12 protein-coding genes and 1 tRNA gene are annotated in these 17,189 nt (G+C 38.2%); 8 read left to right on the forward strand and 5 right to left on the reverse strand.

Annotated features, from left to right (window positions below):
- Positions 1–137 precede the first annotated feature (137 nt).
- Positions 138–479, reverse strand: a complete 342-nt coding sequence (locus M0R38_06095; protein ID MCK9481315.1) for a MerR family transcriptional regulator — start codon at positions 477–479, stop codon at positions 138–140.
- An 8-nt stretch (positions 480–487) separates the two neighbouring features.
- A complete protein-coding gene (locus M0R38_06100; protein MCK9481316.1) occupies positions 488–1,459 on the reverse strand; it encodes a M23 family metallopeptidase in 972 nt (323 codons plus the stop codon).
- A gap of 92 nt (positions 1,460–1,551) precedes the next feature.
- Here M0R38_06100 and alaS point away from each other — a divergent pair, with 92 nt between their 5' ends.
- The 5 genes from alaS (at position 1,552) to M0R38_06125 (ending at position 11,262) form a co-directional block, all read left to right on the forward strand.
- Positions 1,552–4,161, forward strand: a complete 2,610-nt coding sequence (alaS, locus tag M0R38_06105; GenBank protein ID MCK9481317.1) for an alanine--tRNA ligase — start codon at positions 1,552–1,554, stop codon at positions 4,159–4,161.
- A 63-nt stretch (positions 4,162–4,224) separates the two neighbouring features.
- On the forward strand, positions 4,225–5,283 hold the full coding sequence (locus tag M0R38_06110; GenBank protein ID MCK9481318.1) for a histidine kinase: 1,059 nt from the start codon (positions 4,225–4,227) through the stop codon (positions 5,281–5,283).
- Positions 5,270–6,046: a LytTR family DNA-binding domain-containing protein gene (locus M0R38_06115; GenBank protein ID MCK9481319.1), complete on the forward strand. Its 777-nt coding sequence runs from the start codon at positions 5,270–5,272 to the stop codon at positions 6,044–6,046. Before M0R38_06110 ends, M0R38_06115 begins: the two co-directional genes overlap by 14 nt.
- Positions 6,047–6,049: 3 nt before the next feature.
- Positions 6,050–7,066 carry a histidine kinase gene (locus tag M0R38_06120; GenBank protein MCK9481320.1) on the forward strand — a complete coding sequence of 339 codons (1,017 nt, stop codon included), beginning with the start codon at positions 6,050–6,052 and terminating at the stop codon, positions 7,064–7,066.
- A 161-nt stretch (positions 7,067–7,227) separates the two neighbouring features.
- Positions 7,228–11,262 (forward strand): Ig-like domain-containing protein, encoded by a 4,035-nt coding sequence (locus M0R38_06125; protein ID MCK9481321.1) that lies wholly within the window; start codon positions 7,228–7,230, stop codon positions 11,260–11,262.
- Positions 11,263–11,340: 78 nt separating this feature from the next.
- Here M0R38_06125 and M0R38_06130 read toward each other — a convergent pair whose 3' ends face one another.
- Positions 11,341–12,618 carry a serine hydroxymethyltransferase gene (locus M0R38_06130; protein ID MCK9481322.1) on the reverse strand — a complete coding sequence of 426 codons (1,278 nt, stop codon included), beginning with the start codon at positions 12,616–12,618 and terminating at the stop codon, positions 11,341–11,343.
- A gap of 42 nt (positions 12,619–12,660) precedes the next feature.
- Positions 12,661–12,734: transfer RNA gene (locus tag M0R38_06135), tRNA-Pro, on the reverse strand.
- 211 nt (positions 12,735–12,945) lie between these two features.
- Between M0R38_06135 and era the strand changes: the two genes are divergently transcribed.
- Both era and der read left to right on the forward strand, forming a co-directional pair.
- On the forward strand, positions 12,946–13,821 hold the full coding sequence (gene era / locus M0R38_06140) for a GTPase Era (protein MCK9481323.1): 876 nt from the start codon (positions 12,946–12,948) through the stop codon (positions 13,819–13,821).
- 6 nt (positions 13,822–13,827) lie between these two features.
- Complete coding sequence (gene der / locus M0R38_06145; protein ID MCK9481324.1) at positions 13,828–15,141, forward strand: ribosome biogenesis GTPase Der; 1,314 nt, start codon at positions 13,828–13,830, stop codon at positions 15,139–15,141.
- A 53-nt stretch (positions 15,142–15,194) separates the two neighbouring features.
- Here der and M0R38_06150 read toward each other — a convergent pair whose 3' ends face one another.
- The gene (locus M0R38_06150; protein MCK9481325.1) at positions 15,195–16,034 is read right to left on the reverse strand and encodes a glycosyltransferase; all 840 of its coding nucleotides are present in this window, start codon (positions 16,032–16,034) and stop codon (positions 15,195–15,197) included.
- A 155-nt stretch (positions 16,035–16,189) separates the two neighbouring features.
- On the opposite strand from M0R38_06150, the gene M0R38_06155 reads away from it, so the two are divergent.
- Complete coding sequence (locus M0R38_06155; protein MCK9481326.1) at positions 16,190–17,182, forward strand: aspartate-semialdehyde dehydrogenase; 993 nt, start codon at positions 16,190–16,192, stop codon at positions 17,180–17,182.
- The last annotated feature ends 7 nt before the right edge of the window (positions 17,183–17,189 follow it).

A 17,189-nucleotide genomic window follows, 5' to 3' on the forward strand; every position in this document is an offset into this window, starting at 1 on the left:
AAATGCTGCCTCAAAGCCTCGCACAGCGGGGCTTTGGATTTTAAAGAAGCTACTACAATGACTAGACTTCCGTTCTAACAATATCTGATATGAAGCAAGGGGTGTAAAAAATGTATTTATGTATTGCAAAATATTGCCTATATCTCATCTAGCTTGCTGCGCAATTCTTCCAACAAAGACTTAATCTTAGTGAGTCGTTGTGTCATATCTATTTGAAACTCTAACCGGCTCTTTTGTGTTTGTAAGACTTCTTTTGCTCCGTCCAGTGTATAACCTTTCACTTTGGTTAGTTCATAAATTTGTGCGATAATCTCAATGTGCTCCTTTCGATACACTCTTTCTCCACCTCTGGTTTTGAGTGGTTTGAGTTGCACAAATTCCGTTTCCCAGAAACGCAGTAAGGATGCATTGACCTTAAACATTTTGGCAACTTCGCCTATCTTAAAATTTTTCCGTTCGCTTAGATGTTCCGAGAGCATAAGATGGATTAGTCAAAAGATTGGTTTGGTAGTGAAGCGATTTCGACTAATCGTCTAAATTCTTCATCTGTCAAGTCATTATGAAAGAAATAGGTGGGGTTTACAATATTTCCATTGATATGCACTTCGTAGTGCATGTGAGGACCGGTAGATTTTCCGGTACTCCCTACCCTTCCAATAAGTTGACCACGGGTAACGGATTGTCCTTTCTTTACCTCAAATTTACTCAAGTGGGCATAGAGTGTTTTGTATCCATAACCGTGATTAATAATGATATGCTTGCCATATCCCCATAAGTCAGTTTGTAAGTCTTCGATTTTGCCGTCTGCTGTTGCATAGACTTCGGTTCCCCTAGGGGCAGAAAAATCAAGACCTGAGTGGAATTTTCGGGTGCGATAAAATGGGTCAATGCGATATCCATAACCAGATGCCACACGCGACAAATCTTTATTAGCTACCGGTTGTATGGATGGAATTGCTGCCAAAATCTTCTTTTTGTTTTCTGCCAACTTAAAAATCTCCTCATAAGATTGTTCTTGCACTCTCATTCGTGCTTGCAGGTTATCCAGTGATTTGCGCAGCTCTATGAGGAATTCCCCGCCATTCATCTTTCTTAGGTAGTCATATTTGTCAGCACCTCCAATACCGGCAGTGCGAGTAGCTTTACTCAGTGGTTCTGCCTCAAAAATACTTCGGTATATTTCTTCATCTTTCTTGGTTAACTCAACTAATGTGTTATCCATTGAATAAAGTTGTTTTTCAACTTGAGCTAACTGATCTCTTAGTTCAGCATTTTCATTTTTGAGCAAAATTTCTTTTGGGGAGTCAACGATTCCTGTAAAGAAGAAAAAAATGGCAATGGCAAAGCCCAATGACATCACCAATACAAACAAACTCCTCCAAAAATAATATTTGAAACCTTTTTTATGCTTCTCATATTTTAGAGTGTTGGGATTGAAGAAATATTTTGCTTTAGGCATTTCTATCTGTTTTGCTTGTCTATCTTTGCGCCTCTTTAATTTTGCAAGAGGCGAAAATAATACAAACTATTAATAAATAAAATTTTACTGTAATGAATAGCAGCGAAATCAGAGAAGCTTTTTTAAAGTTCTTTGAGAGCAAAGAACACAAGCGTTATCCTTCTGCGCCTATAGTAGTGAAGAACGACCCAACGTTGATGTTTACCAATGCAGGAATGAATCAATTTAAAGATTGGTTCTTGGGAAACGAACAGCCTCAATACAAGCGGGTTGCAAACTCTCAAAAATGTTTGCGTGTGAGCGGCAAACACAATGACTTAGAAGAAGTAGGGGTGGATACATACCACCACACGATGTTTGAAATGTTGGGGAATTGGAGTTTTGGAGATTATTTTAAGGCAGAGGCAATAGAATGGGCTTGGAAGCTGCTGACAGATGTATATGGTATAGACAAAGACAGGCTTTATGTTACAGTGTTTGAAGGTGATGAACAAGAAGGGTTGGGTTTTGACAGTGAAGCCTATTCAAATTGGGAAAAATGGATATCAAAAGAACGTATTTTAAACGGCAATAAGAAAGATAATTTTTGGGAAATGGGCGATACCGGTCCATGTGGTCCATGCAGCGAAATTCATGTTGACCTGCGATCCAGCGAAGAAAGGTCCGCTGTGGATGGAGCAACACTTGTGAACAATGACCACCCACAAGTAATCGAAATTTGGAATCTGGTTTTTATGGAGTTTAACCGTAAGGCTGACGGCACCTTGGTTGCCTTGCCCGCTAAACACGTGGATACAGGAATGGGTTTTGAGAGATTGGTTCGCGTTATTGAAGCAAAAAACTCAAATTATGATACAGATGTGTTTGTGCCGACTATCAGAGTGATTGAACAAAAATCGGGCATTAAATATGGCTTTAGCCAGAGCAAACAGGACATTGCCATGCGTGTGCTGTCTGACCATATAAGAGCAATTTCTTTTGCCATTGCCGATGGACAGTTGCCGAGCAACAACGGGGCAGGCTATGTGATTAGAAGAATTTTACGCAGAGCAGTGCGTTATCAATACCAGTTCTTGGGTATCAAAACTCCTTTCTTGTTTGAATTGTCTGGTTTGATTGCCGATAATTTTAAAAATGTTTTTCCTGAACTACAACAACAAAAAGACTTTGTTTCAAAGGTAATCCGAGAAGAGGAGCAAGGGTTTCTTAAAACCATTGCGCATGGTATGCAAATACTTGAAAGCAAATTTGCCGAGGGCGGAACATTAATCAAAGGGGAAGACGCATTTGAATTGTCGGATACTTACGGTTTCCCTCTTGATTTAACGCAATTAATTGCCAGAGAAAGAGGTTTTGAAGTGGATGTAAAAGAATTTGAAGTTGAACTTCAACAACAAAAAGAACGCTCACGCAAAGCAACTGGGTTGACCTCCGATGATTGGCAGATATTGGGAGACGATAAACCCACCGTTTTTGTTGGATATGACTGCACAGAAAGCGAAATTACAATTATTAAATATCGCAAGATAAAATCAAAAGGTAAGGAGAGTTTTCAGATGGTGTTTAATCAAACTCCCTTCTATCCCGAAGGTGGAGGGCAGGTGGGTGATACAGGAGTTATTCAAAATGCGAATGAGAAGATTGAAATTGTTGATACCAAGAAAGAGAACAATCTCATTATTCATTTTGCAAACAAATTGCCCGAGAACCTGCAAACACCATTCACTGCTTCAGTGAATATAGAAAAACGCCATTTGACAGAGAACAATCACTCCGCAACTCATTTGCTGCATGCGGCTTTGCGAAGTGTCTTGGGAGTTCATGTTCAACAGAAAGGAAGTTTTGTGAACAGCGAATACCTACGTTTTGATTTTTCGCATTTTGCTGCAATGACAGATGAAGAAATACGAAAAGTTGAACGATTGGTAAATGACAAAATCCGCAAAAATATTCCACTGGATGAGCAAAGAGCAGTTCCAATAGAAGAAGCCAAAAAAATGGGAGCCACGATGTTGTTTGGAGAAAAATATGGCGAAACTGTTCGTGTAATTACTTTTGACAAAGGTTATTCGCGTGAGTTGTGCGGTGGTACGCACGTTAAAGCAACAGGTCAAATCGGCTATTTTAAAATCATTGCCGAAACTGCTGTGGCAGCCGGAGTGCGTAGGATTGAGGCGATAACATCAAAGGCAGTTGATGCCTTGATTGAGGAATGGCAAAACACTGTTTCTATTTTGAGAGACCTATTGAAATCAAAGGATATTGTGTCTTCTGTGGAGCAGAACATCAGCGAGAGGGTAGAGCTGATAAAGAAGATTGAACTTTTTGAGAATGAAAAAACCCAAGAGCTAAAGCAACGATTACTCAATCGGATGCAATCGCACAATGGAGTTAATGTGATGATTGAACGTGTTATTGTTTCTAATTCAGAACAACTCAAGAACTTGTCTTTTCAGTTGCGTAATGAAGTTGAAAACTTGTTTTGTGTATTAGGTGCAGAGATTGATGGAAAACCATTGTTGAGTATTATGCTGAGCGATAGCCTTGTGAGCGAGAGACAACTTCATGCAGGCAATATTGTCAAAGAATTAGCAAAAGAAATCAAGGGTGGTGGTGGAGGACAATCTTTCTATGCAACTGCCGGTGGAAGTGCTGTCGGTGGTTTGGATAGCGCATTGAAAAAAGCAAATGATTTTCTGTGAAGTACCTTGTGCTACTCATTTGAATGCTCATATAGATTAAATGATACAGAATACAGAAAATAGATGAAGAATTATTATCCGTGGTTAGGGGTGTGTCTTAGCTTTATCTTCATTCTTGGAATGTTGGGTACGATAATGGACCGCGCGCTCTTTGACAGCTATGGCATGCTCCTTCTCTATTTGCTCATTTCCTATCTACTCATGATTGTGATTTGGTTCGCAAATTTTTGGGTGATTCTGCGAGTTGGCGAAACACTGGTTGCCAAGTATTTTACTGCTCTGTTGATAGCCATTTCTGTGTCTTTGCTCATCAATACTTTTAGCCCGATTCCTGACTATTTCTATGGCGATAAATATGAAAAAACACCATGGATGTCAATGCTTCACAAGGCGCTCAAAGGTGTTTTCCCAGCTTCATTTTATTTTGGAATTCAATATTTCCTGCTCCAATACAGACAGACTAGAAAGATGGAGATTGAATTATATAAGCATGAACAAGAGAATGCACAGTGGAAACTCAATAACTTGCATCAGTATTTAAGCCCCGATTTTCTGTTCGAATCTATCAATGCCATACAAAAAAATACCGATGATAGTTGGACTGTCAAAACGCTGGAGAAACTCAAAATTGTTTATAGGCATCTTATGAACTACAACAAAGACAATGTATTTGTTTCGCTTGCAGAAGAAATTTTGTTTATCAATAACTACCTTGAATTGTTTAAAGAAAAATATGCACAAGCCTTAGAACTTCATATTAACTTAGGCGACTCTGCAAATAAATCTGAGTATATCCCTTATTTCTCGCTCCAATTACTTGTTGAAAATATATTAAAACATAATGCCATTACATTTCAGAACCCATTGACAATTAAGTTAGAACGAGTGGACGATTGTATTGTTGTTTCAAATAATTTACAAACGAAAATATATAGCAACTTTTCTTCCGATAAAAGAAAATCCTATGGTCTGAAGAGTCTGCAAGATATATATGATTTGCTACCTGAAAAGCAATTAGAAATCAAGAAGACTAAAACAGAGTTTGTTGTTTCTATGTCGATTTTATCTCGTCAAGAAGTAGATTTATTTTCTCTTAAACTACACGATTATGAATCAAATTGATATTGTTATTATTGAAGATGACTATAGGATAGCAAAAGAACTAAAGACCATGATTGAGGGGATACAAGACAATGTTCGCGTGATTCAAACGCTCTATTCTGTTCAAGAGTCCATTGCGTTTTTTCAAACTACTCAATCTAAAATTGATCTCATCCTGTCCGATATTATGCTTGGAGATGGGTTGAGTTTTGATATTTTTAGAAATTGTAATGTAACAGCACCTGTTATCTTTTGTACTACTTATGATGAATTTGCACTTGAGGCTTTTAAAAACAATGGTGTGGATTATATATTAAAACCGATAGAGCCGGAAAATTTGAAAGCAAGTTTGCAAAAACTCCAACGCTTGAGTGTGTTGAACAGTGAAAAAATAAATGAAAGTTTAGACAAGATTGAGTCTGCAATTGTGAGTGCTGAAAAACAATATGTCAAATCCATCTTATGCTATTTTAGAGATCAAGTTGTGCCGGTAGCAGTGGATGAGGTGTGTTTTGCCCATATAGAAAAAGGAAATACATATCTCTCTTCACAACAAAGACAATATAGAGTGCAAGGTGCTATTGAGAGTTTATTTGAAAAGTTGAATCCTGAAGTGTTTTATCGCGTAAATAGGCAATATATTGTAAACAGGAATTTTATTAAGTCAGTATCAAAAATGTTTGGACGAAAATTGCTTGTTCAGTTGCATTGTCAATTTGATTACCAAATTATTGTCAGTAAAGCCAATGCACCCCTTTTCATTCATTGGTTAAAGAGTAGTTAATACATGATAAAACAGTTTGCCAATAAACATCTGCTCAAACTCGGGGTACTCTTGACTCTGATGTTTTCTTTTGCTGTATTTGACATTAGGGTGTCGCAAGGGCAGGATAGTGATATGGTGAATTTAATCGGCTCACATATTATTATCACCCTTTCTTATTTTGGTTTTTGGGTAGTCAATTCTATCATCATCCACAGCGAGAAAATAAAACTAAATGTTTGGTTCAAAGCACTGATAGCATTATTTATAAACTCTGTGATAGCAATCGTGTTTTATTATTTAAGCCCTTTTGAAGAGTATGCGATGAATCCTTTGTCAAACTTTCCTCTTTATATTGCTTGGTGGCGACTCATGGTGAAAGCGTTCATTTTTGGTGGTATTTTTTATTTGATTCAAACATTAATACGTTATAATGATCGCGCACAGTGGCTGGAACTCGAGATTGCAAAGAAAAAGAAAGAAAAACTCCAAATAGAAATTGAACGCTATTGGCAGATGCTAAATCCACATTTTTTATTTAATGCTCTTAGCATGATTCGCGCAGATGCTAGAGATGAGAGTGTAAAGGCAGATATTGCAAACCTTGCCAAAGTATATCTCCATTTGCTTGATAATAGAAGCGAAACTAAATTAATTGCAATAGAGAAGGTGCTTGTTTTTTTGCAGAATTATCTTGCTCTTTTTTCAAAATCCCACCCAAAGTTCTCCTATAAGATTGATGCGATTCATACTCCTCATACTGCTTCTATTCCCATTTTCACACTCTTTATGTGTATTGGCTGTATTTTAAAGCAATATATGCAGTCAGTTGAAGAACCGTTTTTTATCCATATTTATTTGCAAAATGTTGATACAATTGTAATTGATACTATCCATCCAAAAACTCAATTAGTACTTGAAAACAAGCCTCAAATAATCAAAGTGCAGAATGAATATTTGCAATATACCGCTCAACCCGTCTCTGTGGTTTATAACGAAGGACATACGGTGGTAAAATTACCTCTGCTCAGTGCCTCATAGGTATCGTCAATGCACTTCTCGCTTGCCAACAATCGGAAACTTGTGTCCGCTTCAGTTTTGTTTTTGTCCGCTTCGGCTATAAAACATTAATATATAATTAATTGCGTTTTATTTTTGCCGCGCTTTAAACATAATTAATGTAGCATTAACACAATAGAAAAATGAAAAAAATAAACATTTTAACTCTCTTTGGCATTATCATTTTATCAGTGCTTGGAACCGGTAAACTGAATGCGCAAATCTGTGCAACTCCTCCCGTTGGTTGCGCATCAACCGATTTATCTAATTATGGTATTAACTCCAATACCGATGCAGCTACCATTGAATATGACAATGCCGTGGCGGGTTTTCATACTACCATGATTAGAAATGGCGATGGCTCGGTATCCATTTGGGGACAAAATGCACAAAATAATGGAAGTTCTCATGCGCTCACAGCCAGACAAATCAACAAAACCAATTATCCGGCTTTAACCGGAACGGTATTAAAATTTGGAATAGGTTCTTATGCCTCCGGGACTGATGCTACCCAAATGATTTTGTTGACCACTGACGGTCTTTTTGCTTGGGGTGAACAAGGGGTGGTATTAAACTCTTCAATTACTACAAGCAGAACTTTTGCCAAGTTAGATTCTGCAAAATTTTCTGCCAATGGTGCAAACAAGTTTGCACTGCCGATTGGTGTTACACCTGGTGATGTTAAAATGTTATTTGTAACATCCGGCACGATCGCCATTACTACCTGTTCCGGTAGTGTTTGGGTTCTGTCTCAAAGAGGGCAGTTGCGTGGTAATAATAATACCGGAAATGGTACAACATGGTATAAAGTTAAAAAAGATGCGAGTAATGATTTGACAAATATTGTAGCGTGTCGCGGTTCTTACAATGTATTATATGCCTTGGATGACACAAGCGGAATATGGACTTGGGGTATTAATTCTTATCTAGGAAACGGAACAGGTCGTAGTAATAGATCGTATGCAACAGCAATGTCTCGCCCAATGGCTGGTTATCCAATAAAAATGATAGGTTCAACTACAGATAACAAAAACAATAGAACCTCATATTATGTATTGGGTAAAGACAGTACATTATTTGCGCTTGGGTATAATAATAGCCGTCAATTAGGAGATTGGAGTGAAACAGAAAGAACCTCATGGGTGCGCTGCCAATATTCAAATACTGCAGCCGATTCAATGACAAATATTGTTTGGATTAGTCCCAATGAGCACGATAGAGGCGATGCAAATAGTAACAGTACTGCAGCAATCAACGTGCTCAATTCAAATAAAGAGGTTTGGGCGTTTGGTAGCAGTGATAGTTGGATGATAGGCCTCGGAAACGGAGCAAGTAATAACCCGGGGAGACCTGCCGGCATCAACGGAAGCACTGACAGTATGCTTACTGTCGAAACAGGAGGGCATATTAGCCTGGTGATTAAGCAATGTGAAGTGAATTTTGGATATGTGGGTCATAAGACCCATGGCAGTATGGCAGATAGCGTAGATGCCAGCTCTTATTTGTCAACTTATACTTTTTCCACAACTGCCGTTAACATTTGTGGGGCACCGGGAGAACCTCAGATTGAGGTATATCCAATTGTGGGGGCATTGGTAGCCACAGCTGCGAGTTTTTGTTATGGTTCAGATTACATTATGAGACTGAGCGATACCTCAGGAGTAACAGTTTCTTTTTCTGTAAAAAGTGGCCCCACAAAGGGTTTTGTGTCAATCAGTGGAGATACGTTAAGGTTTACTGAACCTGCAAGTGTAGAAATTACTGCATCTATTTACAATGTTTGTCACCCTGTAACCCCAATTGATACTACATTTACAGTTACAATGGAACAATGTAAATTTACATCTCCCGATGTCAATATGGGCAATGTGTATGCTTCTATCACCGGCAATGTATCAACCAATGATGTGGTAGCACATGGCAAAATTCATTATGAAAATTATTATTCCAACACATTAAAACCTGTTGGCAGCAACCCTTCACTCACTGTTTATGCAGATGGTTCCTATACATTTATAACAGATTTGCCCGGAACATACATGTATGATGTGTCTGTTTGTGATTCCGGTCAATTTGCAAGCTGTTTAACAGAAACGCTGACAATCTATGTCAAAGACCCCTCAACCTTAAACAATCCGCCTATGCCATCAACTGATATTGCTGTTACCGCATTTAATACAGCCGTAACACTTAAAACAGTGAGTAACGATAAGGCTGGCAGTCCCAACAAATCCATAGACCCAACTTCTGTTACGATAGTTTCCGGAACTGCACCTAATCCAACAACAGAAGGTACTTTGTCAGTAAATCCATCAACAGGAGATATTACATTTTTCCCGGCAACCGGATTTGTTGGAGATGTATATTATCAATACGAAGTGTGTGATAATGGTTCACCGGCACAATTTGCTAAAGCAATACAGAAGATCTCTGTTTTTGGCAGCGGTAGAGATAATACAACCTTAGGAGTAGATGATTTTAATAAAGGTCAGATGAATGAAAATCAAACAGGCAACTTGTTGAACAATGACATAGACCCCGAATCAGACAATCAAAGTGTAACAGCAGCAGTTACTACAAAGCCCGGTGTGGGCAAATTGACTGTCTCTTCAAATGGTAATTATACTTTTGAACCTGCTTTTGGTTTCTATGGCTCAACAAACTTTGTATATGAAGTTTGTGATGATAATGCCACCCCTGTGTGTGCCAATGCTACACTGTATTTGTTGGTAGAGAAAGAAGAAACTGAGCAAGATTTTCACGCAACAACAGTGAATGTAGAAGTGTCGGGTGATGTAAGTACAAATGATAATTTACCTTTGGGATATAGTTATACCAATATCAGCTCTGTGCTGGGAAATCCTTCAGCAGATAAGCCGGTACTCAGCTCTGATGGTAGCTACACATTTAAACCGAGTAAAGCCGGAATTTATCAGTTTGAAGTAGAGGCATGTACACCTTCTCCAAGTATTATTTGTGTTACAGAATTATTAACAATCACCGTAGTAGATGTAACCAAGATTAATAATCTGCCTGCTACTACACCTGATTTCGCGTTGATGTATGGACATCCAACAACACCAGCAACCATTACCATAGATGTGGTATCTAATGACAACCCTGCAAATGTTGGTGGAGGATTAAATACATTAGGCAATCCGACAATAAATGCTGGTAGTGTTAAAAATGGTGCCACAATAAATGTATCCAGCGGTAGAGTGAATTATACTCCGGCTGCCGGTTTTTATGGTAATGATACTTTCACATATAATGTGTGTGAACAACCTGCAGGTGTTAATTGCCGTGATGAAGTGGTGATTGTTACTGTATTAGAACCGGGTACCCCTCCACATATTATAGCGTCTGATAATTATGCAATAACTAACAGTACTACGCCTGTAAGCAGAACGGCAGCAAATGGTATTCTACCAAATGACTATTCAAGCACCGGTGGCACCAAAACAGCCTCTCTCATAGGTAGTGCGTCTATTGTGGGAGTTGGTTCTCTTTCATTGAGTTCTGATGGTAGCTATACGTTTACTCCTAATGCTTCTTTTATTGGAACTGTTGCATATCCATACCAAGTTTGTGATGGTGCTTTGTGTACCAATGCTACGCTCTATATTCAAGTTTACAGCCCTGCATTGTTGCCAATCACACTCATTGATTTGTCTGCACGATTGACTCCTGCACGTACTTCAATAGTAGAATGGATTACAGCGCAGGAAGAGAATAATCAATTCTTTACAGTACATAAATCAACTGACGGAAGCAGATGGGAAGTGCTTTCGATTGTGCCATCTCAAGGTAACAGTGTGCAAATCCAGAGTTATTCAACCATTGATGCAAATCCAAAAGTTGGTGTGAATTACTATCGTCTTACCCAGACTGATATTGATGGTACTGAAACGAATTTAGGAACACGTATGGTTATGGTTTCGGAAAGTAATGATAAGTTGATAGAGCCTGTTGTTTATCCTAATCCATCAAAAGGAAAATTATTTATTGATGTGAAAGGTTCGTCCTTTACATTTACAATATTTAATATGCAAGGTAAACAAATCATGAGTTCTAATGCAACCAATTCAACAGTAATTGAAAACCTTTCTACCGGATTGTATTTCATTCGTTTGGAATATGGCAATCAAGTAGAAACCATGAAGGTTGTTGTTGAATAATCACAATCAGCAAATACCAATAAAAAAGCCCGAATTTTTTTCGGGCTTTTTTGTTTATAAGGTGGTACAAATGGTTGCTTATGCGTATAAAGGGTATTTTGCCATAAGTTTTTCAACCTCTTGTCGTATTGATTTGAGCTTTTGCTCATTTTCATGATTCATGATAGCTTCGTCAATATAGCCAACAATCACAGGCATTTCATCTTCTTTAAGACCTCTTGTTGTAATCGCAGGTGTGCCAATTCTGATTCCTGATGTTACAAAAGGTGAACGGGTTTCAAATGGAACTGTATTCTTGTTAATGGTGATTCCACATTCGCCCAAGATTGATTCAACTAATTTTCCGGTAATTTTCTCTCCTTTGGGTCTTAAATCAATTAACATCAAGTGATTGTCTGTTCCTCCTGAAATAATATTATAGCCTCTGCTCACAAACTCTTTTGCCATTGCTTGAGCATTTTTAATAATTTGCTTACAATATACTTCATAATCAGGAGAGAGGTCTTCGCCAAAGGCAACTGCTTTCCCTGCAATTACATGCTCCAAAGGACCACCTTGCGTACCCGGGAATACTCCTGAATCAAGCAGTGCACTCATCATTTTAAGCTCTCCTTTAGGTGTTTTTTCGCCAAATGGATTTTCAAAATCTTGACCCATCATAATTACACCTCCTCTTGGACCTCGTAGAGTCTTATGCGTAGTAGAGGTAATAATATGACAGTGCTTGAGCGGGTCGTTCAGTAATTTTGTTGCAATCAGTCCGGCAGGGTGTGCAATGTCAGCCATCAATAATGCGCCCACTTGGTCAGCTGCAGCACGCATTTTGGCATAATCCCAGTCGCGGCTGTAACTTGAAGCACCGGCAATCACTAACTTGGGTTTTTCTGCGATGATTTGCTCTGCTACTTTGTTAAAATCAATTTGTCCTGTGCTCTCTTCTACACCATAAAATACAGGGTTGTAGAGTTTACCTGAAAAATTAACCGGAGAGCCGTGTGTCAGGTGTCCACCGTGCGATAAATTAAATCCTAAGATTTTGTCGCCTGGCTTCAAACAAGCAAGCATAACAGATGCATTGGCTTGTGCACCTGAATGTGGTTGTACATTCGCCCATGCGGCTCCAAAAAGCTTTTTGAGTCTGTCTATTGCTAAATTTTCTACTTCATCCACTACTTCGCATCCGCCATAATATCTGCGTGCCGGTAGCCCTTCAGCATATTTGTTTGTAAGTACACTGCCCATTGCCTCCATTACTTGTTTGCTAACAAAGTTTTCAGATGCAATTAATTCAATTCCGTGCTGCTGTCTTTTCAATTCCTTATTGATAAGACCAAAGACCAATTCATCTCTTTTCATGGTGTGCAAAATTACTCAAATTACTGAAAGAAAATTATTGTGTCGGGATGACTGGATTCGAACCAGCGACCCCTTCGTCCCGAACGAAGTACGCTACCAGGCTGCGCTACATCCCGATTGAGCTTTTATTGCTATGCAATATTAAAATGAATAATCTTCATCCGGTTTGTATTTTTATAAATATATAACCATGATTTGCCGCTTTGTATTAAGTAGTTTTTATTGAAACACAAGTGATAGTTAGGGAAATACCCAAATTGTAAAACTGAAAATATTCAATCAATTGCTTACATAACAAAGTGTATTTTTGCACACTTATTATTTGTAATGGGTTTTAAATCTGGGTTTGTAACAATCATTGGGCGACCAAACGTGGGGAAGTCCACACTCATGAACCATTTCGTGGGTCAAAAACTCTCTATTGTTACGCCCAAAGCATCCACCACCCGCCATCGCATTACCGGAGTGGTTACTGATCAAAACTATCAAATTGTTTTTTCAGATACACCCGGAGTGATTAAAGCCGCATACGAATTACATAATGCAATGATGGACTTTGTTTGGACTGCATTGGATGACAGCGACTTGATTTTGTATATGCTTGAGGTTGATGAGCCTGTGAATGAGCTGATAGTTGAGAAGTTAAAAGAATCCGGATTGCCTGTGTTGGTACTGCTCAATAAAATTGATTTAAGCACTCAGAAGCGTGTGGAGGAGAGGATAGCTACATTGAAACAGCATACTTTGTTTAAGGATGTAATTCCGGTATGTGCGTTACATGGTTTTGATAGCAAGTTGGTGTTGGAGCAGATTGTGAGCTATTTGCCTGAAGGTATGCCTTATTTTCCTGATGACCAAATTACAGACAGAACAGAACGTTTTTTTGTTTCTGAGATTATCAGAGAGCAAATATTTTATCTGTATTCAAAAGAAATACCTTATAGCTGTGAGGTGATTGTAGAAGATTTTAAAGAGCATGAGAATATTATTGATATACGTGCATTTATCATGGTAGAGCGTGAAGGGCAAAAGGGGATATTAGTGGGTAAAGGAGGAGCAGGGATTAAGAGGATAGGAGTAAAATCACGAAAGGAATTAGAAGTCTTTTTGGACAAGCACATTTTTTTAGATTTGCGTGTGAAGGTGGCTGAAGGGTGGAGAAAAAAGGACTTGTTTCTGAAACGGTTTGGATATAAAAATTAAAATGAAATGAGAAATATTGTAGCAATTGTAGGCAGACCGAATGTTGGTAAGTCCACGTTTTTTAACAGACTCACCGGAGAACGCAAGGCGATTGTGCATGATTCCAGTGGTGTTACACGAGATAGACATTATGGAGAATGTGAATGGTCGGGTAGAAGTTTTACTGTAGTTGATACCGGTGGTTATGTACCCAATAGCAGCGATGTGTTTGAGCAAGCAATCGTGAACCAAGTCAATATTGCCATTGATGAAAGCGATATCCTGCTTTTTATGGTTGATGTTACCAATGAAATTACCGATTTAGACATGGCATTTGCCAATGTGTTGAGAAAATCCGGCAAGCCGGTGATTGTTGTTGCCAACAAAACTGATAACCAAATGCTGATTCCGCAAGCCAGCATATTCTATAGATTTGGATTTGAAGAGTTATTTACCGTTTCATCATTATCGGGCAGCGGAACCGGTGAATTGTTGGATAAAGTAGTTTCATTGATGACACCTGCCGCTGATGAACAACAAACAGAAACAGACATCCCCCGTGTTGCAATATTAGGTCGCCCGAATGTCGGCAAGTCTTCACTCACCAACACACTCTTGGGCAATGAACGCAATATTGTTACTGATGTGGCAGGTACAACTCGCGACAGTATTCATTCGCATTACAATGCCTTTGGTAAAGAAATGATTCTGATTGATACTGCCGGTATCCGCAGAAAAAAGAAAGTCTCTGAAGATATTGAATTCTATTCTGTGATGAGATCGCTGCGGGCAATGGAGGAAGCAGATGTATGTGTAATTATGATTGATGCAACAATAGGGATGGATGCACAAGATGTGAATTTGTTTTATTTAGCACATCGCAGAGGGAAAGGAATTGTACTTTTAGTAAACAAGTGGGATTTGGTTGAGAAAGATACACATACCGCAAAAGAATATACCGCAGTCATTCATTCAAAAGTACAGCCATTTGTTGATTTCCCTATTTTGTTTATTTCCGCACTTAATAAACAAAGGATTTATGATACAGTTGAAAAGATTCAACAAACATTTGAAAATCGCAAGAAACAAATCTCAACATCTAAGCTCAATGAATTTGTTCAAGAAATGATTGAACGCAATCCACCTCCTTCCAAAAAGGGGAAGTACGTTAAAATAAAATATGCAACTCAGCTAAATAATGTCAATTATCCTTGTTTTGTTTTCTTCTGTAATTTGCCTCAATACTTGACAGATGCATATAAGCGCTATGTGGATAATCAGCTTAGGAGTAAATTTGACTTTAAAGGTGTTCCTATCAAGGTGTTTTATAGAAAGAAATAGCATTGGATTGGGTTGAGCTTCTAGTTGACAATGGATTTAGTAATCTATTGTGTTTAGAATAAAGCACGTATTCGGTTTAGCCAATATTTAATGTCCTTGCCGGGTGATGATAGTTCTCCTGTCCAAATCGTGCCCTTTCTTAAAAAATATTTATCAAAGTATCCGGGAGTAATTCCCCATTTCTTTTTGAAAGTCTTACGTCCGTCATTCATCTTGATTCGTTTGAGAGATTTTGAACCAAAATGATACACACGGCTATTTCCAATACCTCGAAAATTGCGCACCCCTTTATGCCAAAGTTTCATACTAAAGTCCGGATCAGAATATAGACCGGGACTAAATTCTTCACTATACCCTCCAACAGCATTCCATAAACTTCTATGCACAACATTGGGGGGCCAGCTTGCTCCGTTCCAGTCTTGTTTCATTGGTTTGTCAAAGTCTTCTAAAAGTGCAGCTTGATTAAAGTTTTCAGGATTGTTGCCGAAGTCTATCCCTGCAATTGCACAGGAGTTCTTTCCTGTAAACGGTTCTATCATTGTTGAAGAAAAAAAGAACCGATGGTGTCCAAGTTTTTTTATTTCAGCGTATAAGGCAGTATCCCAGTTTGGGAGTGCAAACATATCATCGTTAAAATAACATATATACTCAGTAGTTGCTTTTGTTGACGCTAAATTTAAAGCTTTACAGATTCCAATATTCTCGTTGCTCCAAGTGTATTCAATGCCTGCATGATTTTGCGCCCACTCTAATGTCCCGTCTATACCCTCATTAATATGTATAATTATTTGATGTGTGTAATGAGAATTTTTCATGATGCTTTCTATACACAATTTAAGATATGCCAAATTGTTCCAAGTCGGAATCAGAATTGAAAATAGCGGTTGTGTCATGTATGCGTGCAAATGTAATTGATGTTCTATTGTGTGAAATATAGTATTATTTACAATTATCGATTCATTTGAAATATGCAAATGTCAAAAAAGAATGAAGCGTTTTATTAGTAGCAAAACTTCGACTAATTTTGCAGCGTCAAAAAATACAAGTAATGAGAGTTGCAGTTGTAGGAGCCACCGGATTAGTCGGTACAAAAATGCTAGAAGTGTTGGAAGAAAGAAATTTTCCGGTTTCAGAATTAATTCCGATTGCTTCTTCAAAATCTGTAGGGACTAAAGTGAGTTTTAATGGAAAGACTGTTGAGGTTGTGTCCTTAGAGAAGGGTGTGGAATTAAAACCTCATATTGCCTTATTTTCTGCTGGCGGATCAGTTTCAAAAGAATGGGCTCCAAAATTTGCCCAAGTCGGAACCACTGTAATTGATAACAGTTCTGCTTGGCGTATGGATGATCAAATTAAATTGATTGTGCCCGAAGTGAATGCTCATCAATTAAAGAAAGAGGACAAAATCATTGCAAACCCCAATTGCAGTACAATACAAATGGTGGTTGCTTTGTTTCCTATTTACAAAAAATATGGTCTGAAAAGATTGGTTATTTCAACTTATCAATCCGTAACCGGTACGGGTACAAAAGCTGTAAATCAGTTAATGTCAGAAAGAAAAGCAGCACCTATTGCAGAAATGGCTTATCCATATCCCATTGACTTAAATGTTATCCCGCAGATTGATGTGTTTGTAGAAGATGGCTATACAAAAGAAGAGATGAAGATGATTAATGAAACTCGCAAAATATATGGGAATAACAGTATTGCCATAACTGCAACAACAGTACGTATCCCTGTTATTGGCGGACACAGCGAATCTATCAATGTTGAAACTATTCACCCGTTTCAAATAGAAGATATTCACTCCTTATATATTAATGCACCGGGAATTGAATTAAAAGACAATCCTCAATCATTATCATATCCAATGCCTATAGATGCGCATAATAATGATAAGGTATGGGTGGGTAGAATTAGAATAGATCATAGTCAACCCAATTCGTTTAATATTTGGGTTGTCTCTGATAATTTGAGAAAAGGAGCCGCAACCAATGCTGTGCAAATTGCAGAATATCTGTATCACCATAAATTAGTTTAGAGAATTT

Source organism: Bacteroidia bacterium (genome assembly GCA_023228875.1).
Taxonomy (GTDB): Bacteria; Bacteroidota; Bacteroidia; order NS11-12g; family UBA955; genus JALOAG01.

Coding starts and splice junctions, on each gene's coding strand:
- M0R38_06120 (MCK9481320.1), top strand. CDS start 6,050: ATGATAAAACAGTTTGCCAATAAACATCTGCTCAAACTCGGGGTACTC.
- M0R38_06115 (MCK9481319.1), top strand. CDS start 5,270: ATGAATCAAATTGATATTGTTATTATTGAAGATGACTATAGGATAGCA.
- M0R38_06110 (MCK9481318.1), top strand. CDS start 4,225: ATGAAGAATTATTATCCGTGGTTAGGGGTGTGTCTTAGCTTTATCTTC.
- era (MCK9481323.1), top strand. CDS start 12,946: ATGGGTTTTAAATCTGGGTTTGTAACAATCATTGGGCGACCAAACGTG.
- M0R38_06130 (MCK9481322.1), bottom strand. CDS start 12,618: ATGAAAAGAGATGAATTGGTCTTTGGTCTTATCAATAAGGAATTGAAA.
- alaS (MCK9481317.1), top strand. CDS start 1,552: ATGAATAGCAGCGAAATCAGAGAAGCTTTTTTAAAGTTCTTTGAGAGC.
- M0R38_06150 (MCK9481325.1), bottom strand. CDS start 16,034: ATGACACAACCGCTATTTTCAATTCTGATTCCGACTTGGAACAATTTG.
- M0R38_06155 (MCK9481326.1), top strand. CDS start 16,190: ATGAGAGTTGCAGTTGTAGGAGCCACCGGATTAGTCGGTACAAAAATG.
- M0R38_06095 (MCK9481315.1), bottom strand. CDS start 479: ATGCTCTCGGAACATCTAAGCGAACGGAAAAATTTTAAGATAGGCGAA.
- der (MCK9481324.1), top strand. CDS start 13,828: ATGAGAAATATTGTAGCAATTGTAGGCAGACCGAATGTTGGTAAGTCC.
- M0R38_06125 (MCK9481321.1), top strand. CDS start 7,228: ATGAAAAAAATAAACATTTTAACTCTCTTTGGCATTATCATTTTATCA.
- M0R38_06100 (MCK9481316.1), bottom strand. CDS start 1,459: ATGCCTAAAGCAAAATATTTCTTCAATCCCAACACTCTAAAATATGAG.